Below are 22325 nucleotides of genomic sequence, written 5' to 3'. Positions count from 1 at the left end.
TATGATAATAATTATAAATTCATTTTTCTTACCCCGGAATAATGAAATTGTTTACCCCTTTTCTCGCCGTGTGGGCGGCCAGTGCGCTCGTTTCATCGGCCCAGACGTATTGGCAGGATTCCTTTGAGAGTGACGCGCCCGGTAGTGCTCCTGCCGGAGCTTATACAGTTTCTCCATCGAGTCGCACGACGACCAACGGCGCCATGGTGGTGGCGGCCGAAACTTCACCAGCAAACCCGGGTCCGGGTAACGCCCTTTATCTCTACGATTTATCCGGAGATTTGACTTCTGGTGACCCGACTCACCTGCGCGCGGATTTTAACGGTGGCACCAACGTGTCCAACGTGCGGGTCGACTTTGATTTTCGGCGCGGGTTCGCGGCCATCGATCCGGCCGACGAGGACACGCGATTCCACTTCGCGGTGGCGCGCTCGGGCGACTCTTTAAACAACTCCGACTTCCGTCCGTTTGAGCTGCGTATCCTCAATCGCGGCGACTTGGTGGTGAACTCCATCGCAGGTTCCGCGACTGTCGCGACTCACCAAACCGATGCGATCAATCACGTGACGTTGCTCATTAACTCGCACGACACCAACTCTGTGACGTTCAGTGATCCGGCGTTGGGCAACGAGTTGATCGCGCCGAACACGTTCGTCGTTTATCTCAACCACGCGTCGGTTGGCACGTTTGCGTTTCACCAAACCCCCGATCCCACGAACGCCCCGCAAATTGATTTTCTCGCGGAAAACAACGACCTCGGTCAGTTCGCATTTTACCAGGATAGCCGACGCCAGGGTGAACTCCTGGTGGACAATATCTCGATCACCGCGATCACGGAACCGGTCACGACGGTGGCCGCGCCCACGGGGCTTGCGGGGACCGCGAGCGACGCCTTCACGGTGGATTTAAACTGGACCGATCAGGCCGACAACGAGGGTTACTACATCGTGCGGCGGCAGGAAGGCGATGGCACCAACTGGATCATTGCGGAACTCCCCGCCAACTCGACCAGCTACACCGATACGGGGGTCGAGGAGTCGACAACCTACAACTATACCGTGCAAGCGGGAGCGGCCATGATCATGTCGGACGCCTCCAATGTCGCCGTGATCAGCACGCCCGCTCAAGTGGGGCCGGTGATTCGGTCGGTCACCGCACCCGACTTCGTGTTGAGCGGCGAAACGGCGATCGTCACGGTGTCCACCGCCGGCGCTGCGCCGCTGTCTTACCAATGGTATCGCGGCGTGACCGGTGACACCGCGCGACCCATCGCGGGCGCGACGTCGCGGACGCTTTCGCTCCCTGGGTTCACGGCCTCCGCCAACGTCTGGCTGCGCGTGAGCAACGCGTCCGGCGCGGTCGACAGTGATACGGTGGCTCTGACCGTGCAAACGCCCGGCACCACCATCGTCACCACGGAGGCTCAACTCAACGCGGCCATCGCCGCCGCCGGCGCGGGCGACACCATTCTGCTCGCCGACGGCACGTGGAACGATGTTGTGATTCGCTTCTCCGGCGTCGGCACCGCCACGGCGCCGATCACGGTGGGGGCCGTTACGCCCGGATCCGTCATCATGCGCGGGGCGTCCCGGGCACAGGTCGGTGGCGACTACCTCATCCTGCGCGATTTGATTTTCTCCGGTCCGTATTCAGGAAACGACGACGAGGTGATTCAGTTCCGCAACAGCGGCACGATGGCGGAGCACTGTCGCGTGACCAATGTGGCACTCATCAATTACGTCCCGGCCGCCGGCACCGACACCGACTGGGTGTCGTTTTACGGCCGCCACAACCGGCTCGATCATTGTTACTTCAAGGGCCACGACGTCCCCGGTGTCACGGTGGTCGTCTGGCTCGACGGGTCGCCCAACGATCACCGCATTGATCACAATCATTTCGACGAGCGCGCCAGCGGCGGCGGAGCGAACGGGTGGGAGACCATACGTATCGGCACCAGCGACTATTCGCTCTCCAGTTCCCGCACGATCGTCGAGCACAACCTGTTCTCCCGCCAGGACGGCGAGATCGAGATCATCTCCAATAAGTCGGGCGACAACATCTATCGTTACAACACGTTCCTCGATTGCGCCGGCACGCTGACGCTGCGCCACGGCGATCGTTGTCGGGTGGACTCGAACTACTTCCTCGGTCGCGGTCGCAGTGGCTCCGGTGGCGTGCGCGTGATCGGCACGGATCACGTGATCGTGAACAACCACTTCGAAGGCACGGCGGCCCGCGACGGTGCGGCCATCACGATTTATGCCGGGGTTTCCAGTGGCGCGCTTAATGAATATTACGCCGCCCACCGCGCCCTCGTCGCGCACAACACCTTCGTGAACAACAACGGTCTGGCGATCCATGTCGGCACCGGCTTTGGCTCGCGCAATCGCACGGTGTTGCCGACCGATGTGACGTTGGCGAACAACCTCGTCACCCGGCCGGGATCGGCATCGAATTCGCTCTTCGGCGGCGATGCCGTGGCCGACCAAACCTGGACTCACAACCTGTATCAGGGGGGCACCGTGGGTTCCGCTCCGGCGGCGGGCTTCACGGCGTTTGATCCGCAATTTAAATTCGATGCGCTGCGATTGTTGAGCCTGCCGACCGCCTCCACCCCGGCACCGGCCTTGGCCGAAGTGACCCTCGATATCGAGGGGAGGACGCGCGGGGCGATGTCCGACATCGGTGCTCATGAACTTTCGTCGACCGTCGCGGCTGTGGTAACGGGAGCGGCCACCACGCTCACCACGGGACCGTCCTATTTGGCGGCCAGTCGCACGGTCGGCACGCCGAATGCCCGCTTGGTCAACAGCTCGGTGCGGGCGGTTTCCGAATCGGGCGCGGCGATTCTGATCAACGGTTTTGTGATCGGCGGCAACGACCTGAAATCCGTGCTCGTGCGCACCATCGGTCCGGGTCTGGCGACTTACGGCGTCGACGGTTTTATGCCGCAACCTTCGGTGGTGGTCTTCAACGCGGCGGGCACGGAGCTCGATCGCAATGCGGGCTGGGATCAGGACGACGGCGGGGCTGACCTCGCGCGCGCCTCCGCTGCCGTGGGCGCTTTTGCGTTGGAAGCCGGTGTGGCCGATTCGGCCGTCATTGCGACGCTGTCGCCCGGGGCTTACACCGCGCAGGTGCAACCGGTCGACGGCACGGGTGGCACGGTGCTGGTGGAGGTCTATGATCTCACGCCCGGCAGCAGCAGTTTGACCAATCAGTCGGCGCGCGGCGAAGTGCGCGCCGGGCAGGAAGTATTGATCGCCGGATTTGTGGTCGACGGCACCGCCCCACGTCGCGCTTTGGTGCGGTGCGTGGGGCCGGGTCTGGCCGGCTTTGGGGTCGCTGACGCGATTGATGACCTCACCCTGCGCGTGTTCGACCGCGCGGGCGAGGTGGTGATCGACAACGACAACTGGTCGAGCGCCGGCAATGCCGCTGCGATTGCGTCCGCCGCCAGCGCCGTGGGCGCGTTTGCGCTGGAGGAGGGATCGGCGGACGCCGCCGCATTACTCACGCTGCCACCCGGTCCCTACACCGTGCACACCAGCGGCGTCGGCGGCGACACCGGCACCGCGCTGATCGAAATCTACTTTTTGGAGAATTGATAATGAATGTTCGTGCTTTGGCTTTCCTGTTCGCGATCGGGGCAACGTCTCCGATTCACGCGCAAACTCCGGTCCTCGATGACGGTTTCACGGATGGCGGCTATACGGCCGGATCCGATGCGGCCGATGCCGATTGGGTGGCGGCGAGCGGCGTGACGCTCGCGGTCGTGGACGACACGACCGGATTAGCGTCCGGACCGGCGTTGCAGTATTTGGGCACCGGCAGTTTTTCCCGCGCGACGGTGGCGTTGCCGCAAACGGTCACGCTGGCGGCATCCGGCGATCGCTTGGTCGCTACCCTGCGCCTGCGCATGACGCGCGTTAGCGCGGCCAACGACGGCGGTATTCGATTCGGACTGCACAATGCCAACGGAAATCCGGTGACGGACGATTCCACGTGGTCGACGGCGTCGGCGGCCTGGGACGGCTACTATTTTCGGGGTGGGGTGGGCGACGCTCCCGGCATGCGCATCTACCGAGACGTCCCCGGACGCGGTGACGCCGCGATGGGTGGCAGCGGCGATGATACGGTCGGCAGCGGCACCGCCTGGGCGTTGAACGACACGTCAGCGCATACCGTGCGAATCGAAATCGCGCGCCGCTCGGACGGGCAGAGTGACCTGCGCTTTTATGTCGACGGTGATTTGAAGCAGGAGAGCCAGACGACGACCATTGGCGGCGCTCTCGCCACCTTCACCCATCTTACGATTGGCAGCGGATCGCCGGAGTTGGATCTGTTGATCGATGACGTGACTGTGACCCAGGACACGGTGACGCTGCCGAGTGAGACGCCGATTGATCTCTCGCAACGACTCGTCGATTGGACGCGAGCCGGCGTGCAAGGCGGGATGCCCACCACCTACGCGAACACGATCGATTTTGTAGCCGTGGGCGGCGACCGCTGGGGCCATGCCGACAACGCGCCCATCCTGCAGAACCTGCTCAACGGACTCACCGAAGACACCGTGATCATGTTCCCGGCCGGGACCTACCGGTTCGATTCACCGATCAACATCGTGCGCACCACGTCACGCAATCCCCCGAGAATCATCCTGCGCGGCGCGGGCACCGCGGAGACTCAGTTTGATTTTCATGTCTCCAGTGCATCCGGCAGCGGACTGATCCGAGTGTCGGGCTACGAAGAATCGCCCGACCTTACGATTACGGGAGGTCTCACCCGGGGCTCCACCGGCATTACCGTCGGCACCGTGGGCGGAGTCGAAGCGGGTGACTGGATCCTGATTCGTCAGGACAATGATTACGACGCGATGGCGACGACCCGGGACATCCCCGATTATCTGGAGACGATTAATAATCAGAACGGCTGGGCGGCGCGATCGGTCGGACAGATTGCCCAAGTCACGGCGGTCAACGGCGGTGCGCTCACGCTCGATCGTCCGCTGCACCTCGATTTCACTTGGGCGAATCCGACGGTTACCGTGCTCGCGCCGGTGCGTGGCGTGGGGCTCGAAGGCTTCACGCTCAACAACCGTGAGGCCGCCGCGAATCGCATGAACATCCAACTGCAGCATGTGGTGAACTGCTGGGTGCGCGACGTGCACAGCTTCATGGCCATGCGGTTTCATGTGGGCGTGCAGTTCAGCGCCAATGTGACGGTGCGCGATTCCTATTTCAACGACGCTTACCGGCACGACGGCGGTGGTCACGGCTACGGCGTTTTGGTGACGGATACCTCCACCCACGTGCTCGTCGCCAACAATGTTTTCCGCAACCTGCGCCACTCCATGATTTGGAAGGAAGGCGCCAACGGCAGCGTCTTCGCCTACAACTATTCCCGCGACGGCAATCAGGACGGCTCCACCATCGCCACGGATATTTCGGGTCACGGCGACTACGCGTTTGCCAATCTCATCGAAGGCAACATCGCGCAGCGCGTTCATGTATCCGATTACTGGGGACCCATTGGTCCGCACAACACGTTCCTGCGCAACCGCGTGACCTTGGGCGGCTTCGACATTGCCGATGGCACGGTCGACCAGAACATCCTGGGCAACGAACTGGTCTCCCCGACGTCACCCTTCGTGACCACCGATGCCACGTCCACCGGGGCCTTCATCCATGGGAACAGCCAAGGCGGCGTGGTCCAATGGCGCGAAACCAATACGGCCACGGTGGTGGATTCCTACTACTACGATGCGACGCCGGATTACTGGAATATTGCCGATCCGTGGCCATCGATGGGGCCCGAGTATGCCGCCGGGACTTACACGATCCCAGCCCAGCACCGTTGGGAAACCGGGGCGATGAACCTCTTCGGGTCGGCCGTCGCCGATGGTCGTCTGGTTAATCTTTCTACGCGTGCGCAGGTCGGGGCCGACGCTGATGTGTTGATCGCTGGCTTCGTAATCGGCGGGGAAGGGCCGCGCTCGTTGCTGCTGCGCGGTATCGGACCCGGGCTCGGAGCTTTTCTCGATCCGGCCACCGTCGTCGCCGATGCGACCCTGACGCTCTTCGGTGCTGACGGGGAGCTGGCCACCAACGACGACTGGTCGACGGCACCTCAAGCCGCCACCATCGCCACGCGGGCGGCCGAACTCGGGGCGTTCGCGCTGGAGAGCGGTTCCGGTGACGCGGCGTTGTTGGCCACGCTCGATCCCGGTTCCTACACCGTGCACCTGGCGGGCAAAGCGGGGGGCGGACTCGGCTTGATCGAACTCTACGACGCGGGCGGCGACGACACCGGGCGACTGGTCAATATTTCCACTCGCGGTCGCGTCGGCAATGGCCTCGCAGTGATGGTGCCGGGCATCGTGGTGCGCGAGTCGTCGGCGCGCCTGCTCATCCGCGGTATCGGGCCGGAGTTGGTGGAGAGTTTCGGGTTCGCGGCGAGCGATGTGCTCGCCGACCCCGTGCTCACCTTACGCGACAGCAACGGCGAGTTGGTGGCGACCAACGACGACTGGAGCGACCAGAGCAACGCCAGTGAAATCGCTACCGTAGCCGACGAGGTCGGGGCGTTTGCGCTCACCAGCGGCGGGGCCGATGCCGGAATGCTGGTGACGGTTCCGGCCGGCGTTTACACGGCACAAGTCGAGGACACCGCCGGCGGCGAAGGCATCGCCATCGTCGAAGTCTACGCCGTGCCCTGAGGTTTTGCCGGGGCGGGCATACCCGCGTCGAACGTCGGAAAAGTGACCGGCGTCCACTCGTGCAAGCGATGGAAGTCGCACTGCGTCAGGCGGGCGGAATGGGAGCAGCAGGGTTGCCCGTGGTCGTCGTAGTCGTAACGGCCAAACGCGATACGACCATGGTGCGGCCAGGCGAGCGCGCCGGTGGTTTCACCGGTGAGTAGCGAAAGCGGGATTCGGGCGCGCACGTTCCAGATCCCGCGTCCCGGACGGGTGTCCACCGTGGCTTCAAACCCGGGTGAGCGTTGCACCCACGGGTCGATCCCCGCCGCCCGGGGCCAATGTGCGTCCGGAAAACGCAGCTGCAGGGTGCAGCCATTGGGCGCGATGTGGAACTCGTGGTAAACGGGACCGTCGCCGAGTTGCAGGAAGATCTCGAAGACGTCGCCGAGTTCCCACAACGGGGTGTGGTCATGCGTAGCCTGGGTGCGCGGGTGTTCATCCAGCAACGCCGCCCAGATGTGGAGGGCGTCGGCGGACGCCGCCACCCAGGCCGCACCGGGACGAAAGGCCGCCTCGGGGGACGGTCGCCAGGCCTGCCGCAACTTGAACGTCGCGGCCCGCGCGGGCGGGTCCGGCGACGATGTTTCCGCCGGGCAACGCGGCACCACTGTTCCCGGCCGCGGGTTCCGGGCGGACTGGCGGACGGGACTCAGCATTCGAGCTGCACCGGATTGGTGAGCGTGCCGATGTTTTCGATTTCAATGGAGACCTCGTCGCCGGGGCGCAACCAGCGAGGCTCCGGCTTGACCGCCATGCCCACGCCCTGAGGCGTGCCCGTCATGATGACGGTGCCGGGCACGAGCGTCGTGCTGCCGCTGAGATAGGAGATGATGTGGGCGACATCGAAAATCATGTCACTGGTGGTCCAGTCCTGCACACGTTCGCCGTTCAGAATGGTGGCGATTTTGAGGGCGTTGGGATCGGGGATGTCTGCGGGCGTGACGAGGCAGGGACCGAGCGGCGCGAACGTGTCGAAGAACTTGCCGCGGCACCATTGGCCGCCGCCGAGTTTGATCTGGTGATCGCGGGCCGACACATCGTTGGCGCAGGTGTAGCCGAGGACGTAGTCGAGGGCTTCGGCGGGACTGACGTTTTTGCAGGCCTTGCCGATAACAACGGCGAGTTCGCATTCGTAATCGACCTCGGTGCTGGCGAGGTGCGTGGGGATCTCGATCGGCTTCCCGGGATGTTGCAGTGTGTTGATGCCCTTGACGAAGAGGATGGGGCGCTCGGGTGGCTTCATGCCCGATTCCGCGGCGTGTTGGCGGTAGTTGAGTCCGATGCACAGGATCTGGGTCGGCTCGATGGGGGCGAGCAACTCGGTGGGCGTATCCACAATATCAGATACGGTGAGCTCGCCGTAGATTTCGCCGTCGAGGCGGCGGATGCTGCCGTCGGTCTGCTGGGCGCCGAGACGCACGGTTTGAGTGGAGTCGAGATAGCGGAGGATTTTCATGATAAAAAGAGGGGGGGGTTATTGCGTGCAACCGCGGGCATCGACCGGCCAGGAGGCGGAGACGTAATCATCGGAATCGATGAGGGTCACATGGCTGGTGAGATTGACAACGGTGCAGACGTGGGCGGGCACGAAACGGATGCGCTCGCCGAGTTGGAGGGAAGCCACATCGGCACCACGCAGGTAACCATGCTCTTCGTTCACGCGGACGACGGAGAGGTCGCGGCCATCTGCGGCCACGGCGCTCACGCCCGCCGCCGTGCGGTCGGAGGAAAACGTTTTGGAGCCGGCGTCGATCAGGGCGAGGTCGGCGGTGGGGCGGTCGACCACGGTGGCCAGAACCTCGAGCGCCACGTCGGCAAACGGCATGACGTCGGTGCTGGTCGAGAGTGCCATGTCGCCGAAAACATATGCGCCGGGGCGCACGGCTTGCACGCCGTCAGCGTGACCGTCGGCGATGGCGCGGGCCGTCATGCTGCTGCCGGGCCACAGTGGCAGGGCCGGATCGATGGCGTCACGAATGGCACGGAGATCGGTGAGCATCCGGACGATGCCGGCTTCGCGCTGATCATTCGGCTTGGTATAAAACTGCCCTTCGTGCGTGTAGAAACCTGCGAGCTCGACCTGGGGAGCGCGAGCGAGCCGGGCGGCAATGCGCTGGGCGGAGGCGACGTCGCGCACGCCTTCGCGGTCGAGGCCGCTGTCGATGGCCATCATCGCGTGCAATGGGCGGCCCACTTGAGCGGCCAAGGTGATCAATGTCTCCGCATGGGCTTCGCTTGTCACGGCAACGCGGAGTTCGTCGAGTTGATCGCACAGGGCGGCGATCCGGGCGGCTTGCCGATGATCAACGAGGGAATGGGCGAGAAAGATTTCGCGCACGCCGCTCGGCAACATGGCTTCCGCTTCGCTGAGTTTGGCGCAGGTCAGGCCTTTCGCGCCGAGTTCCAACTGACGACGCGCAATGGGTAGGAGCTTGTGCGTTTTGATGTGCGGGCGCAGTTCCATGCCGGCGGCGTCGCAGGCGGACTGCATGGCGCGGAGGTTGTGCTCCAGTCGCGGTGCGAGCACGAGAATGCTGGGAGAAGCGAGGTCGTCGACGTGCATAGTGATCAGAGTCGGCCGATTTGTCCGACGGTGAGTCCGCCATCCACCACGATGATCTGACCGGTGATGTAGGACGCGGCCGATGACAGCAAAAACACGGCGGCTCCGGCGCAGTCTTCGGCCGAGCCGAGCCGACCGAGCAGAATCTTCTTTTCGTAGTGGGTTTCCTGCGGCGTGCCCTTGAGTGAAGCCGTGAGTGGCGTATGGATGAGGCCCGGCGCGATGCCGTTGACGCGAATACGGTGGGGGGCGAGCGAGTGGGCCAGACTGCGCGTCATCATGACGAGCGCGCCTTTGGACGTGTCGTAGGCGGTCGAGTCGGCTTCGGATTGGAAACCATTGGTGGAGCAGGTCGTCACGATGGAACCCGGGCGTTCACGCGCGACGAGTTCCCGGGCAAAGGCTTGGGCGACGAAGTAGTTGGCCCGCACGTTGAGGTCCATGGTGCGGTCCCAGCGTTCGTCATCCATTTCGAGAAACGGCGCGTCGAAGAAACTGCCCGCATTGCACACGAGGAGGTTGAGATCGGGCGCGGCGGCGAACGCATCGCGCACCAGTTTTTCGGCACCGTCCTTGGCCAGCAGATCACCAGTGAGCCAAGCCGAGCCGGCGGGCATGGCGGGCGCGGGGTCGGTCTTGCCGTGGAAAACGACGCGGGCGCCGGCGGCGTGGATCGCCTGAGCGATGGCGAGACCGATGCCTTGAGAGGAACCGGTGACGAGGGCGGCACCGGATTTAAGCGAGAAGGCGTTCATCGTTGATTTGGAGCAAAGCCAGTAGGTTGTCGTGCGCGACCGCCTTTTTCAGGTCGGCGGGCAAGGCGTGAAGGCAGGCGGTCTCGTCCGCGTAGGTGCTGCGGAGGGCGAAGTCGTCGTCGACATAGCTCTGAAACGGCGAATCGGAGCCCCACATCATTTTGGTCGGGTAGGCGGAGGCGAGGTCATGCAGCACCGCGGTGGGGTTGTGGTAGTCCGCGTGGAAACGTCGGGCTGCCGGGGCGACATTGGGCAGACCGAGCCTCACGCTGTCGCAGTGAATGCGGTGCGCCGAGCAATCGAACCACGTGTTCGGCAGGGCGGCGACGCGATCGAGACACTCGCGATCGAACCGGCAGGAGTGAGCGAGGCAAAAACGCACGTTGGGCGTCGCTTCGGCGACGCGGAGAATGCTGGAGGCCTGCGACCAAGTGTCCTCGGGAGCGACGCTGGAGTGAATGATGAAAGGCAGGTTGAACTCCTTGGCAAATTCGAGGAAACCGCGACCGGCGTCCAGCAAGGCCAAGACGTCGGACTTGATGATGGTTGCCTGAATCTTGAGTCCAAAAAATGGATACTTCGCGTGCAGGCGACGCAGCACCCGCAGTTGCGCGGCCGGTTCCCGGAGCGGATCAAGAATGGCAAACGGCAGCGTCAGGCGGCCGAGCGCCGGGTAGCGTTCATAGATTTCCTCGAGCATGCGCTCGTTTTCGAACGCGTAGGGAACGGAGCCATCCGTCGCGGGATTGAGCTCGCCGCGGCGCATGCCGTCGACGTCGAAGCCCAAGTGCGAAACCATGGGGAAAACGACCCAGCGGTCGACGCCGCCGTGCCGCCCCTCGGTGACCATGGCGGGCAGGTCCTGCGCATACGGGTGGAAGCCGTTGAGGTAGAAAAACAAGTCCACCCCGAGGTGATTGTGGCAGTCGATGATCACGGAAATATTTTATTTGACGGAATATAAGTTCCACATTGTGAAATATGGTGTAAAGCGAAAATCATGAGTATCGCCGTTCTCGACAAAGCTTTTTCGATCTTGGAGGTGCTGGCCCGCACCGGCCGGGCGTTGAGCTTGGCCGAACTCGCGGAGGAGAGTCGTCTGCCGAAGCCGACGGTGCATCGGATTCTGCGCAGTTTGCGCGATTTGGGCTACTTGGGCGACGCGGGAGTGCGCGGGAGCTATGTGTTGTCGGATCGACTGGCGTCGCTGCGGGAACACGGGCGCGATGCGATGCTGCGAACCAAGGCGCATGACTTGATGACGACGTTGAACCGTGAGTTCGACGAGACGGTGAATCTCGGCGTGTTGGAAGGCGTGTATGTGCGGTATGCGCATGTGGTGGAGACGGCTCAGCCGTTGCGCTGGATCGTGAAACCGGGGGCGCGTGATTTGTTTCACACCACGGCGCTGGGTCGGGCGATCGTCGCCAATTTACCACCGGAACAGCAAGCGCGACTCGTGACCAAAGTGTGCGCGGCGTTGCCTACGCGGAACCGGAAAGCGGCGCGTCAACGGTTGGAAGAGGAATTGGCGGCGACGCGTGATCGTGGCTGTGCGTTGGAGGAGGAAGAAACGGTCGCGGGCGTGGCGTGTGTGGCCATCCCGCTGACGTCTCAACAAGAGCCGTTGGCGGGCATCAGTGTGTCCGTGCCGGTGAATCGTTTTCCTGCGGCACGTCGCAAGGCGTTGATCGCCGCGATGCGTCGATGGGGAGCCCAAGCCGACGACGGCGATCGGCCGCTTCGCGCCGGATGACGCGCCATATTTTAAACAAGTTTACCATGTCCTATACCTTTCCAAAATCCCACGCGTTCTTTGAGCGCGCCCAAAAGAGTATCGCCGGTGGCATCAACAGCGGCATCCGCAAAATGGAAGCGCCGGTGCCGTTGTATTTTCAAAAAGGCGAGGGCTCCCGCGTCTGGGATGTCGATGGCAATGAATACATCGACTTCCAACTCGGCCAGGGCGCGCTGCTTTACGGACACGCGCCGAGTGGACTCGCCGATGCGTTGGCCGCGCAGGCGAAACTGGGTCTGCACTGGGCGGCGCAGTGCGAACTCGAACTGGAAGTGGCGGAGCGCCTGACCGCGATGGTGCCGTCGGCGGAACTCGTGCGTTTCAATAACTCGGCCACGGAAGCCGTGATGGCGGCGCTGCGGTTGGCGCGCACCCACACGGGGCGTCAGTTGGTGCTGCGGTTCGAAGGCCACTACCACGGCTGGGGCGACGAAGGACTCGTCGGATTCGCCAATCCTCCGAGCACGTGGGACGACGCGGAGTCGCCGGCCAACACGCACCCCAGCAAGGGCATCATCCCCGAGGTTGCGGATCACTTTGTCGTGACGCGCTGGGGAGATGTGGAGCATCTCCGCCGCCGCGTGGCCGCTCACCAAGGGCAAATCGCCGCGATCATTTTTGAACCGGCCATGTGCAACACCTGTTGCATCGAACCCGCGACCGGCTTCATGGCGGCGATCCGCGAACTGTGTGACCAGGAAGGCATGTTGATGATCGCCGACGAGACGATCACCGGATTTCGCTTTGGGGCCGGCGGAGCGCAGAGTTATTATGATTTCAAACCCGACCTCACGATCTTCGGCAAGGCGATCGGCGGCGGCACCCCGTTTGCCGCTCTGGCGGGCACGAAGGCGGCGATGGCCAAGATTATTTCCGGCGAAGCGATTCATGCCGGCACGTTGAACGCCAACCCGCTGTGCCTCGCGGCGAGCAAATGGTGTCTCGACCAAGTGATCGCGGCGGGCGACACGCATCCGGCCACGACCAATGCGCTCGGCCAAAAATTGATGGCAGGTCTGACCGCGTTGGCGCAGCAACACGACATTCCGCTGCGGCCGCAGGGACCGGGGCTGGCCTTTCATACAGTCATGTTGAAGCCGGGAGCCGCCGAAGGGTTGGTAGGCGATTACCGCGACTATATCACGCGTCACGACGCGGCGCGGTGGGCGCACTTGCGCCGTTGTTTGTTGGAGGAAGGCGTGCGCGCCATCGAGCGTGGGCTCTGGTCGATCAGCCTGGCGCACACCGAGCAAGACATCGCAGACGCTTTGGCGCGGGCGGCGACGGCATTTGCGCGTCACGCCGACACCTATCAGTCCGCAGCCTAAAATCACTCCGCCGATGTCGCAGCCGCCGCGCATTCTGTTTGGGGGGCTTTTCCACGAGACCCACACGTTTCTGGAAGAAACCACCACTTGGGCCGATTTTGACGTCACGTTTGACGATCACATTTTGGGCAAACTGGGGGACGCTTCGCCGACGGATGGATTCTTGTCTGCCGCGGCGGCGGCGGGATTGACGGTGATTCCGACCGTGGACGCGCGGGCGGTGCCGTCGGGCATCGTGACCGACGAAGCGTTTGAGACTTTTTGGCAGGAGTTTGTCGAGCGGGCGCGACCGGCGTTGGAGCAAGGAGTGGACGGCATTTTTCTCGTCCTGCACGGTGCGATGGCGACGCCGTCATTGACGGATGCAGAAGGCGAATTGCTGGCGCGCATCCGTGCGCTTCCCGGCGGTGAAACCGTGCCGCTTTTCGGGGTGTTTGATCTGCACGCCAATCTTTCGGCGCGCACGTGCCGATTGGCCAACGGATTGGTGGCGTATCGGGAAAATCCGCACACGGACGCGCGGGCGAGTGCCGTGCGCGCCACGGAGTTGCTGGCGCGGGCTCTGCGCGAGAACGTGATCCCCCGGATGGCATGGGTTCGTTTGCCGATTGTCTGGGCTCCGCCCGGCACGGGATCGGCCGATGAGCCGATGGTTTCCCTGCGACGATTCATGACGGAACTGGAGGACGCCCGACCCGCGATTTGGGCGACCAATGTGGTGCCGGGATTTTCGTTTGCGGATACGCCCGATACGGGGCTGTCGCTGAGCCTTGTTCACACGGGGGAGGACGCGGTTATGAACGCCGATTTGCGACGCGGAGCCGAACTGGCCTGGTCGAAGCGCGAACTCGGCGAGGTGAGCTATGCGTCCGTCGACGATGTGTTGGCGAGCCTGCCGGTTGGTGGCCCCGGCCCAGTGGTGCTGGTCGAACCGGCCGACAACATCGGGGGCGGTGCGCCTGGGGATGGCACGGGTATTTTGCGTGCGTTGGTGAAGCGCGACGTGGCCAATGCGTTGGTCGCGATCAATGATCCGGCGGCCGTCGCGACTCTGGCTCAAACGACCGTGGGCGCCGCTCGCAAAGTTTCGATCGGTGGCAAGGGATCGCGATTGGACGAAGGTCCGCTGGAGCTGACCGTGACGTTACTTTCCCGGCATCACGGCAGATTCAAGCTAGAGGATCCCAACAGTCATCTGGCGTCGATGAGTGGGCTGCACTTTGACATGGGTCCGACGGCGGTGGTGCGCGCCGGGGGCGTGACCGTGTTGCTGACAAGCCGGAAGACTCCGCCCTTCGATCTCGGCCAATGGCGCAGCCAGGGGATCGAGCCGAAAAATTTTGCCGTGATTGGCGTGAAAGCGGCAGTGGCGCATCGCCGGGCCTACGATCCCATCGCGGCGGTATCCTACCTGGTGGATACAGCCGGTCCCTGCAGCAGCAACGTCCGGCTCTTTCCGTGGCGACACCTTCAACGTCCCGTTCACCCGCTCGACGCCATCGCGGAGCCCCATTTCGAATTTTTATGAACCATCCTTCCGTAAGTTATCCCCGCGAAGCGGGCACGCCTGTTTCCCATCTGCCGTTCAGCCCCGCCGTGCGCGTGGGTGATTTGATCATGGTCTCGGGTCAGGCCTCGGTCGACGCGACCGGTCAGATCGTGCAGGACACGTTCGACGCCGAAGTGCGTCGCTCGTTCGAGAATCTCCGCAAAGTATTGGAGACGGCGGGCAGCGACCTCGCCCACGTGGTGCAGACGCGCAACTACGTGCGGGACCCGACCAACGTGGCGCGGTTCAACGAAATCTACCGCGAGTTCTTCACCGCGCCCTATCCGGCCCGCACCACCATCACCCACTGCCTGCCGGAAATCCTGCATTTCGAAGTCGAATGCGTGGCCGTGCCGAAGGTCGGCTCCGGCGATTGATCTGTCACCGTCCCTTCAAGCCACCATCCCGCGATCTCTTTTGACTATGTTTTCTTTCCTTCCGGCTATTCTTCGCAAACGTGGCGTCCTCGGGTTGATGTTGCTAGTGACCCCGGCGGTCATGCGAGCGGCCGAGGAAGGCGTCGATGCTCCGGCCCAGGGCCTGGGCATGGTGGATGGCATCATCATCGCGCTGTATGCCCTGTTGCTCGTCGGCATTGGGCTGTATTACTCCCGCCGTCAGACCTCGCAGGAGGAGTATTTTGTGGGGGGGCGCAGTGTGTCGCCGTTCCTGGCGGGTATTTCGCTCTACGCGACGATGTTCAGCGCGTTGAGCTACATCGGTTATCCCGGAGAGATCATCCAGAACGGTCCCGTGTTGATCGGAGTGGGGGTTGCCGCCATTCCGTTGGTGTATCTGATTGTAGGATACGGAGTGATTCCGTTGATGATGCGCCTGCCGGTGACCAGTGCCTACGAGCTGTTGGAAAAACGTCTGGGTCCGAATGTGCGCTTGCTGGGATCGGGGATCTTCGTCGTCACGCGGTTGATCTGGATGGCGGTCATGCTGCATCTGACTTCCTTCGTGATGGTGAGTGTGATGGGTTGGGAGGCGAGTTGGGCCCCGCCGATCGCAATCGTCGCGGGCATACTGACCACCGTTTACACCGTGACGGGCGGGTTGCGCGCGGTGGTGGTGAGTGACGTGGTGCAGTTTTTTGTGCTCTTGATTGGTGCGCTCTTCACCTTGTGGTTCATCAGTGACGCGGTGGGGGGATGGCGGGGATGGTGGCCGCAGGCCTGGGAGGCGCATTGGAAGCCCCAGCCCTTTTTCAGCCTGGATCCCGGCGTGCGCGTGACCGTGGTGGGAACGTTTGTGGGCGGCATCATTTGGTGGGTGTGCACGGCGGGTTCCGATCAGATGGCGATCCAACGTTACCTGAGCACGCGGGACACGAAGGCCGCGCGACGAGCGTTTTTGCACAATTGCATCGGGGCGATTTGTGTTACTTCCACGCTCGGTTTGATGGGCCTCGCGGTCCTGGGTTATTACCGGAGCAACCCGGAGTTTATGCCGGCGAATCTGTCGTTTGCCACCCGGGGCGACGCGATGTTCCCCCATTTTGTTGCGCATCACCTGCCGCTGGGCATGCCCGGGTTGATCACGGCCGGACTGATGGCGGCGGCCATGTCCAGTCTGAGCTCCGGTATCAGCTCCACCATTACGGTGATTTCGAAGGATTTTGTGGATCAGTTTCGGCCGACGGCGGCGGAGGATGACAAAGCGGGCATGAGGACGGCGCGATTGCTCGCGGTGATCGTGGGCGGGGTGAGCATCGCGGGCAGTCAATTGGCGGGCGCGATTCCCGGCAATCTGATCGAGGTTGCGGGCAAGTCGATCAACCTGTTTGTATGCCCGTTGTTCGGACTGTTTTTCCTCGCGCTGTTCGTGCCCTTCGCGACGCCGTTTGGCGCAATCATGGGCACCTGCTACAGTTTGGCGGCGGCGACCCTGATCGCGTATTGGGAATTCTTCACCGGACTTGCTCCGGTCAGTTTCCAATGGATCGCTCCCGTTTCGTTGGTGGTGGCCCTGGCAGCGGGACCCTTGTTTAGCCTGCTCCCGACGCGGGGAAAGTCTCCGCGGCTCAAAGCGATCTACGCCGGGTTGGCGACGTTGCCGTGGCTCGGCCTGATGGCGTGGCTCGGCTAGCCTCGACGCCAGTCAGTGTCCCTGTAATTGCGCGACGCCGAGCTCGTTGAGCAGGGGTTCCTCGGCAGCGAAGCGCGACATGTTTTGCGCGAAGATATCCCAGAGTCGCGTCTTGAAATTCGGGCTCAGGCTGGAGCCCGAAATATGTGGAGTGAAGAGCACGTTGGGCAGTTTCCACAGCGGATGCTCCGGTGGCATCGGGTAGTGGTAGTGCGTGTCCAGTGCGGCACCGGCAATCCAGCCTTCCTGCAGGGCCCGGACCAAGGCCTGCTCTTGGATGATGGGACCGCGGGCCGGGTTGAGCACGAAGGCGTGGCGGGGCAGCATCCGGAGTTCGGTTTCGCCGATCAGACCTTCGGTCGCGTGGGTCAGCGGCATGGCCACGATGAGGAAATCGAGGTCGCGGAGGAACGAGGCTTCTTCGCCCGCAAGGAATATACGGTCCGGCAGCTCGCCCGCGGGATCGCCGGTGCCCGGCACCCGGTAGGTGTCGGTTCGGGGATGCACGCCGTGACGGGTTTGCACATGAACCCGCAGGCCGAGTTGCTTGGCGAGTCGAGCGGTTTCGCGTCCGATTCCTCCGTAGCCCCACAGGCCCACCGTGAGCCCACGGATTTCCCGTTGGAATCGGGCGGAGCGGTCCCACACGGCGGCATCTTGGTTGCGGATCATTTGGCGGGAATCCCGGGCGAGGTTGATCATCATGGCGATGGCCCATTCGGCGATGGGCACATCGAAGCAGCCACTCGCGTTGGTTGCTCGGATGCCGCGTTCCGGCAGGTTGAGTCCGAACAGTTGGGTGTAGCCGGTCGAGGCGAGTTGAACCCAACGTAGATGCGCCATGGCCGCGTTATTCTGCGGCGGGACGCTGCAAAACAGCACGTCCGTTTCCCGGATACGATCCACGGGCAGCGGGCGCGAAACCTCGGCGGGCGGATCAATCACATCGATCTGGTAGCGCCCGGTTTTTTGCAACGCCGCCAGCACGGCCGGCTCGACCGGCACATCGATGAGGAGATTGAGGGGAGTCACGTGGAGAGGATTTTACCCGGCACGCTGTTGAATTCTCCCGACCCGGGTTGGAACGGGTAACGCTGTTTGATCTCGTCGGTCAGGACAATGCCGAGGCCGGGTCGATCAGGCGGGAGCACGTGACCGTCCTCGATTCTCAGTCCGCCGTCGATGATGTCAGCGTGCAGGCCCGCGTAGTCGGGAGGGATTTCCAGAATGCAGGTATTGGGGGCGGCAAATCCGGCGTGCACGTTTTGCATCAGAGAGCCACCGGCCCCCCACGCGTGAGTGGCGATCTTGCGACCGTGGGCGGCCATCATTCGGCTCACGGCCATGAACTCACCCAAACCGCCGGTGAAGGACGCGTCGGGTTGGCCGATATCGAACGAGTCCTGCTCGACGAACACCCGCCACTCGAACTGGGCCGTCAGGCATTCTCCACCGGCGATCGGCACCGTCGTGGAGCGACTCAACTCGGCGTAGCCCCACGGATCGGTGTAGTGCAGCGGCTCTTCGAGGAAAAACAGGTTGAAGGGTTCGAGGGCCTGAGCGACGGCCGTGGCCACCTCGACGGTCCAGCGCATGCCCTGACTGTTCCCCATGTGAGCGTCGAGCATGAGCATGGCGTCGGGGCCGACCTGCGCGCGGAGGAAGGCGAGTTTGTCGGCTTCGAGATCGGCGGCCCCAGCCGGGGTCGAGGGCAGGTTCCATCCGGTCGCGGGATCGAAACTACCGGCGCCGACTTTCGCGCCCCGGAAGCCGAGGGAAAAGTAGTGGTCAATCTTACGGGCGAGTTTGTCCTTGGGGTAGTTGCTCGGTCCCCCCGTGGCGTAGCACGGCAGGCGGTCGAAGGGCGTGTTACCCAGCAACGCATGCACCGGTTGGTCGAGTTGTTTGCCTTTCAAGTCCCAGAGGGCGGCTTCGATACCATTGAGCACGATCGTGCCCAGTCCGACCCGACACCAGAAGTTGCCGCAGTGATACATGCGACGCCACAGCTCGGGGATGTCGTCAACGGTCTGTCCGATGAGGATCGGTTTAAAAAACTCCACGATGGCGGGCACGGTTTCCGGGCAAAAGTAACCCGCGTAGGTTTCACCGATACCGACTTGCGGGCCGTCCGTGATCACCTCGATGAATGCAGCGCTGCGGAGGCGGCGAGCTTCACTGAGGAAGGGATCGTTGGTGCAGGGACCCGTCAGCAGGGTGGTGCGGAGATCGGTAATTTTCACGGCAGGGGAGTGGGCGGAGCGGAAAGGTGAGCGATCTCATCGAGTTGTCGGAACAGACCATCGTCGATGGTTCGCACGGCGAAGGCTTGATCAAGGTGGGTGGTGGTGCGACCGCCGATCAACACCGACGTGGCCATCGGATGGCGTAGAGCCCACCCGAGGGCGAGATGGGCGGGCGGGTGTCCGGTCGCGCGAGCCAGCTTGAGGAGTGCATCGAGACGGGCGTGCGGATCCGGCTTAAAATAAATGGACTGATGACCGGGTATGAGATCGAAGCGAGACTGGGCGATGACCCCACGCTGATGTTTGCCGGTCAGGAAACCGGCGGCGATGGGGCTGAACGTCACCACGGCGAGTCGATAGCGGACGCACAGCTCGCGAGTGGCGACATCGAGATCGCTGACCGCGAGATTGTTCGTGCACTGCAAGACGCTAAACCGTGCGAGTCCCAGCTCGGTTTGACGCTGCAACAGGGCGGCGAGCTGGGTGGCCTTGATGTTGCTGATGCCCAGTGCTTGAATCGTGCCGACGCGCACCATGTCGTCCAGCAGTCGCAGCGTTTCGTCGGTGATGGATTCGTGCCCGTGATGGAGGTAGAATAATTCCAGAGCGTCGACCTGGAGCCGGTTCAGGCTCTGTTGGATCGATGTGGTGAGGGTTGTGGCATCGTAGGGCGGAATCGCCTTGGTCGCTACACTCAAGGCGCGGGGCCGGCGGGCCTGCAACCAGGCGCCGATAATGGACTCGGAAGCGCCCGCGCTGTAGCCGGCGGCCGTGTCCACCTGCGTTATCCCCCGATCAAGGGCGTGATCGAGCAGGGTGAAGGCGGCCGGTTGATCGATCTCGCGACCAAACGTGGCGCCACCGAGGGCGATTTTACCGAAAGAAGGCAGCGGATGATCATTCATGATGAAGAGCGCCAGAGGCGGCGCAGGTCGCGGGTGAGGGTCTGGACGTCGTGCCACGTGTCGCCGAAACAGCTCAGGCCGTAGGCGGGGTTGTCGTGGCCCAGTTCCGGGACCACGAAGACGGGGTCGGCGGATGGTTCCGTCCGGAGATGGTGGAAGAGCGCGGCGGCGTAGTTTTGCCAATCCCGGTATTCGGGCGTCCGGCGTCCGGTGGCGCTGAGCACGGGGATTTGGCAGTGGTGGCCGTTGAAGGGGCGCAGGTGAAACCGGGTGCAGTCCGCAAGCAGTTCGGCCGGCTCCCGCAGACGCTCCCAAAACGTATCCGGTTTGAGGTGACGAATGACGGCGAAGTGCGAATGGTCGAGACAGAGGGGCAGTGCCTCCCCGGTTTTTCGGCGATAGCCCTGTATCAGGGCGAACGTGGCCTCGGGAGTTTCGGTGCAGGTATCGCGATGCGTTTCGATGGTGAAGGGCAGATCGAAATCGCGAGCGACGGCCCGCACGCGCGACGCGAGTTTAACCATTTCCGCCAGCGGTGAGTCGTAGTCCCCGAGCTGCACATTGACGGTGAGGGCGCCGAGTTCCTTGGCGGCGGCGAAGGCCGGGGCGACCTCCGCGGCGACCCCCAGACTGGTGGCCGCCCAGTAACGCAGTGGGCCGCGATCGTGCAGCGCGGGATGCGCCGGGGCGAAGACACCGTCGAAACCTTCCGCACGCATGGCGGCGAGTTTGCGACGCCAGGACCACTCGCGGGATGTGGTGGGATAGTGCCGCAGGGACCACAGCGAGCCGAAGAGCAACATGGATCGGGCGGACGGGGTCGCCGCTGTTCCCGCCGGGATCATGCGACGCGCACCTTGACCACCACCTTGAGCACCTCGGCGGGCACGTCGTCCCAAGCGCAGGACGGGATGTGGCCGTCGCCCGGAAAGAAAATGGTGAACTGTCCGGCGAGCACGGGAACCGGCACGCCGGGGATCGAGCGGGCGTAGAGGGCGGCATCCTTGTCCGCGTCGAAAGGCATCGTAACCTCGGTGAGAGTCGGCAGGGGAGCCCAATGCATGATTTCGCGGCCGCGCAGGATGTATTGAATGTCCAGATACTGACGATGGGCTTCGAAGCGGCACGTTTCCACCAGCTTGGTCTCGTGTTGTTGCACGAAGGCGAAGACATCGTCCCCCGCGATTTCATGGCGACCGACGGCGGCGTCGGCCGTGATGGTTTCGAGAAAGGCGAACGCGGAGGGAAAGTGGGGCGAGAGCCAGCGGTATTGGCCCCAATGGGCGAGAGAATCGAGAATCATGGTGGTGGTTAAAAGGGAATCAGTAGCCGTGGGTGCGGCTGACTTCGTTGAGCAATGGTTGGTCGGAGAGGAAGAGGGGGAGGTTTTGTTCGAGGAGCTTGAACAGCACGGGCCAGTAGTCGGAGAAGACGCCGGACATGTGCGGCGTCATGATGAGATGGGGCACGTCGAAAAACGGGTGATCGGACTGCAACGGTTCCCGCACAAAACAATCGACGGCCGCGCCGCCGAGATGGCCGGCGTGCAGCGATGCGGCCAGGGCGGCTTCATCCACGATGCCGCCGCGGGAGATCAGGATCAGGTGAGCGCCTTTTTTCATCTGTTGAAGCTCGTCGGCCCCGAGGAATCCGGCGGTTTGCGGGGTGCTGGGCACGGTCACCACAACGAGGTCGCACTGGGGCAGGAACTCCGTGAGTTGCTCCGGGGCATACCATGCGGCGGGAATCTTGCCGGTCGGATCGCCGGTGCCGGGGAAGGGGTTGTTGCCGTGGTGGATGCGATCCTCCGGATTGCGTTTCAGGCAGAGCACGCGCATGCCGAGCGCATGGAGTTGGCGGGCCGACTCCCGCCCGATGCCACCGTAGCCGATGATGCCGACGGTGAGATCGCGCACGACGCGGCCGGAAAGCGCCGCGCGGTCGGGCCAGATGCGGGAAGGCTTGAACGCCAAGAGCTCAGGCATGCGATGCATCATCATGAGCCAGGTCGCGGTGATGTATTGGGCGATGGGCACGCCGTGGGTGCCGCTGGCATTGGTTACAGCGATGTCGGTTCCCCAGATCGGGTGACCTTGCAAGTGATTGGAACCGGCGGAAAGCAGCTGCACCCAGCGCAAGGCCGGCCATTGGGCCAGGTCGCGCGGCACGGGCTCGGTCACCAACACGTCGACATCGTGGCCGTCCAGAAGGTCGGGGTTCGGTTCGGACGTGTGCACGATTTCACAACCGGGCGCGATTTGTTGCAGGGCGGTGCGTTGGTCGGGCGTGAGCGCGAACGCCATGTTGAAGTGGATTTTCATCGGGAGGTA

Annotated in this window: 18 protein-coding genes; 7 read left to right on the top strand and 11 right to left on the bottom strand. The window is 63.3% G+C overall.

The window, feature by feature from the left end:
- The first annotated feature begins 41 nt into the window (after window positions 1-41).
- Both PXH66_RS15390 and PXH66_RS15385 read left to right on the top strand, forming a co-directional pair.
- Entirely contained in the window at window positions 42-3608 is a 3567-nt protein-coding gene (locus tag PXH66_RS15390) for a chondroitinase-B domain-containing protein (protein WP_330929929.1), read from the top strand.
- A 2-nt stretch (window positions 3609-3610) separates the two neighbouring features.
- The gene (locus PXH66_RS15385; RefSeq protein WP_330929928.1) at window positions 3611-6718 is read left to right on the top strand and encodes a right-handed parallel beta-helix repeat-containing protein; all 3108 of its coding nucleotides are present in this window, start codon (window positions 3611-3613) and stop codon (window positions 6716-6718) included.
- Here the strand turns inward: PXH66_RS15385 and PXH66_RS15380 are convergent.
- The 5 genes from PXH66_RS15380 to PXH66_RS15360 are packed head-to-tail and all read right to left on the bottom strand — an operon-like array spanning window position 6703 to window position 11015.
- Window positions 6703-7416 carry a DOMON domain-containing protein gene (locus tag PXH66_RS15380; RefSeq protein WP_330929927.1) on the bottom strand — a complete coding sequence of 238 codons (714 nt, stop codon included), beginning with the start codon at window positions 7414-7416 and terminating at the stop codon, window positions 6703-6705. The genes PXH66_RS15385 and PXH66_RS15380 overlap by 16 nt on opposite strands.
- A complete protein-coding gene (locus tag PXH66_RS15375) occupies window positions 7410-8216 on the bottom strand; it encodes a fumarylacetoacetate hydrolase family protein (protein WP_330929926.1) in 807 nt (268 codons plus the stop codon). The genes PXH66_RS15380 and PXH66_RS15375 overlap by 7 nt, the downstream gene beginning before the upstream one ends.
- An 18-nt stretch (window positions 8217-8234) precedes the next feature.
- A complete protein-coding gene (locus PXH66_RS15370) occupies window positions 8235-9323 on the bottom strand; it encodes an alanine racemase (RefSeq protein WP_330929925.1) in 1089 nt (362 codons plus the stop codon).
- A gap of 5 nt (window positions 9324-9328) precedes the next feature.
- On the bottom strand, window positions 9329-10078 hold the full coding sequence (locus PXH66_RS15365) for an SDR family NAD(P)-dependent oxidoreductase (RefSeq protein ID WP_330929924.1): 750 nt from the start codon (window positions 10076-10078) through the stop codon (window positions 9329-9331).
- A complete protein-coding gene (locus PXH66_RS15360) occupies window positions 10059-11015 on the bottom strand; it encodes an amidohydrolase family protein (protein WP_330929923.1) in 957 nt (318 codons plus the stop codon). The genes PXH66_RS15365 and PXH66_RS15360 overlap by 20 nt, the downstream gene beginning before the upstream one ends.
- 63 nt (window positions 11016-11078) lie before the next feature.
- On the opposite strand from PXH66_RS15360, the gene PXH66_RS15355 reads away from it, so the two are divergent.
- From PXH66_RS15355 to PXH66_RS15335, 5 genes are read left to right on the top strand one after another with little or no spacing between them, the layout of a single operon-like run.
- Window positions 11079-11834 (top strand): IclR family transcriptional regulator, encoded by a 756-nt coding sequence (locus PXH66_RS15355; protein ID WP_330929922.1) that lies wholly within the window; start codon window positions 11079-11081, stop codon window positions 11832-11834.
- Between the two features lie 26 nt (window positions 11835-11860).
- Entirely contained in the window at window positions 11861-13204 is a 1344-nt protein-coding gene (locus tag PXH66_RS15350) for an aspartate aminotransferase family protein (RefSeq protein WP_330929921.1), read from the top strand.
- Window positions 13205-13217: 13 nt separating this feature from the next.
- A complete protein-coding gene (locus PXH66_RS15345; protein ID WP_330929920.1) occupies window positions 13218-14732 on the top strand; it encodes a M81 family metallopeptidase in 1515 nt (504 codons plus the stop codon).
- Complete coding sequence (locus tag PXH66_RS15340) at window positions 14729-15130, top strand: RidA family protein (RefSeq protein WP_330929919.1); 402 nt, start codon at window positions 14729-14731, stop codon at window positions 15128-15130. The genes PXH66_RS15345 and PXH66_RS15340 overlap by 4 nt, the downstream gene beginning before the upstream one ends.
- A 46-nt stretch (window positions 15131-15176) precedes the next feature.
- Window positions 15177-16844 (top strand): sodium:solute symporter family transporter, encoded by a 1668-nt coding sequence (locus PXH66_RS15335; RefSeq protein ID WP_330929918.1) that lies wholly within the window; start codon window positions 15177-15179, stop codon window positions 16842-16844.
- Window positions 16845-16856: 12 nt separating this feature from the next.
- Here PXH66_RS15335 and PXH66_RS15330 read toward each other — a convergent pair whose 3' ends face one another.
- From PXH66_RS15330 to PXH66_RS15305, 6 genes are read right to left on the bottom strand one after another with little or no spacing between them, the layout of a single operon-like run.
- Entirely contained in the window at window positions 16857-17876 is a 1020-nt protein-coding gene (locus PXH66_RS15330) for a D-2-hydroxyacid dehydrogenase (protein WP_330929917.1), read from the bottom strand.
- On the bottom strand, window positions 17873-19087 hold the full coding sequence (locus PXH66_RS15325) for a mandelate racemase/muconate lactonizing enzyme family protein (protein ID WP_330929916.1): 1215 nt from the start codon (window positions 19085-19087) through the stop codon (window positions 17873-17875). Before PXH66_RS15325 ends, PXH66_RS15330 begins: the two co-directional genes overlap by 4 nt.
- Window positions 19084-19995, bottom strand: coding sequence for an aldo/keto reductase (locus PXH66_RS15320; protein WP_330929915.1), 912 nt, complete (start codon window positions 19993-19995; stop codon window positions 19084-19086). The genes PXH66_RS15325 and PXH66_RS15320 overlap by 4 nt, the downstream gene beginning before the upstream one ends.
- Complete coding sequence (locus PXH66_RS15315; RefSeq protein ID WP_330929914.1) at window positions 19992-20840, bottom strand: hypothetical protein; 849 nt, start codon at window positions 20838-20840, stop codon at window positions 19992-19994. Before PXH66_RS15315 ends, PXH66_RS15320 begins: the two co-directional genes overlap by 4 nt.
- Window positions 20837-21298 carry a NanQ anomerase/TabA/YiaL family protein gene (locus PXH66_RS15310; protein ID WP_330929913.1) on the bottom strand — a complete coding sequence of 154 codons (462 nt, stop codon included), beginning with the start codon at window positions 21296-21298 and terminating at the stop codon, window positions 20837-20839. The genes PXH66_RS15315 and PXH66_RS15310 overlap by 4 nt, the downstream gene beginning before the upstream one ends.
- A gap of 19 nt (window positions 21299-21317) precedes the next feature.
- Complete coding sequence (locus PXH66_RS15305; protein WP_330929912.1) at window positions 21318-22316, bottom strand: D-2-hydroxyacid dehydrogenase; 999 nt, start codon at window positions 22314-22316, stop codon at window positions 21318-21320.
- Between the last annotated feature and the right edge of the window lie 9 nt (window positions 22317-22325).

The organism is Synoicihabitans lomoniglobus (genome assembly GCF_029023725.1).
GTDB lineage: Bacteria > Verrucomicrobiota > Verrucomicrobiia > Opitutales > Opitutaceae > Actomonas > Actomonas lomonigloba.
Note: the sequence above shows the minus strand (reverse complement) of the source record. Positions and strands in the feature narration are given on the sequence as shown.

Bases quoted from the DNA above. Each gene is read 5' to 3' on its own strand.
- PXH66_RS15390 (WP_330929929.1), top strand. From the start codon at position 42: ATGAAATTGTTTACCCCTTTTCTCGCCGTGTGGGCGGCCAGTGCGCTC.
- PXH66_RS15385 (WP_330929928.1), top strand. From the start codon at position 3,611: ATGAATGTTCGTGCTTTGGCTTTCCTGTTCGCGATCGGGGCAACGTCT.
- PXH66_RS15380 (WP_330929927.1), bottom strand. From the start codon at position 7,416: ATGCTGAGTCCCGTCCGCCAGTCCGCCCGGAACCCGCGGCCGGGAACA.
- PXH66_RS15375 (WP_330929926.1), bottom strand. From the start codon at position 8,216: ATGAAAATCCTCCGCTATCTCGACTCCACTCAAACCGTGCGTCTCGGC.
- PXH66_RS15370 (WP_330929925.1), bottom strand. From the start codon at position 9,323: ATGCACGTCGACGACCTCGCTTCTCCCAGCATTCTCGTGCTCGCACCG.
- PXH66_RS15365 (WP_330929924.1), bottom strand. From the start codon at position 10,078: ATGAACGCCTTCTCGCTTAAATCCGGTGCCGCCCTCGTCACCGGTTCC.
- PXH66_RS15355 (WP_330929922.1), top strand. From the start codon at position 11,079: ATGAGTATCGCCGTTCTCGACAAAGCTTTTTCGATCTTGGAGGTGCTG.
- PXH66_RS15350 (WP_330929921.1), top strand. From the start codon at position 11,861: ATGTCCTATACCTTTCCAAAATCCCACGCGTTCTTTGAGCGCGCCCAA.
- PXH66_RS15345 (WP_330929920.1), top strand. From the start codon at position 13,218: ATGTCGCAGCCGCCGCGCATTCTGTTTGGGGGGCTTTTCCACGAGACC.
- PXH66_RS15340 (WP_330929919.1), top strand. From the start codon at position 14,729: ATGAACCATCCTTCCGTAAGTTATCCCCGCGAAGCGGGCACGCCTGTT.
- PXH66_RS15335 (WP_330929918.1), top strand. From the start codon at position 15,177: ATGTTTTCTTTCCTTCCGGCTATTCTTCGCAAACGTGGCGTCCTCGGG.
- PXH66_RS15320 (WP_330929915.1), bottom strand. From the start codon at position 19,995: ATGAATGATCATCCGCTGCCTTCTTTCGGTAAAATCGCCCTCGGTGGC.
- PXH66_RS15315 (WP_330929914.1), bottom strand. From the start codon at position 20,840: ATGATCCCGGCGGGAACAGCGGCGACCCCGTCCGCCCGATCCATGTTG.
- PXH66_RS15310 (WP_330929913.1), bottom strand. From the start codon at position 21,298: ATGATTCTCGATTCTCTCGCCCATTGGGGCCAATACCGCTGGCTCTCG.
- PXH66_RS15305 (WP_330929912.1), bottom strand. From the start codon at position 22,316: ATGAAAATCCACTTCAACATGGCGTTCGCGCTCACGCCCGACCAACGC.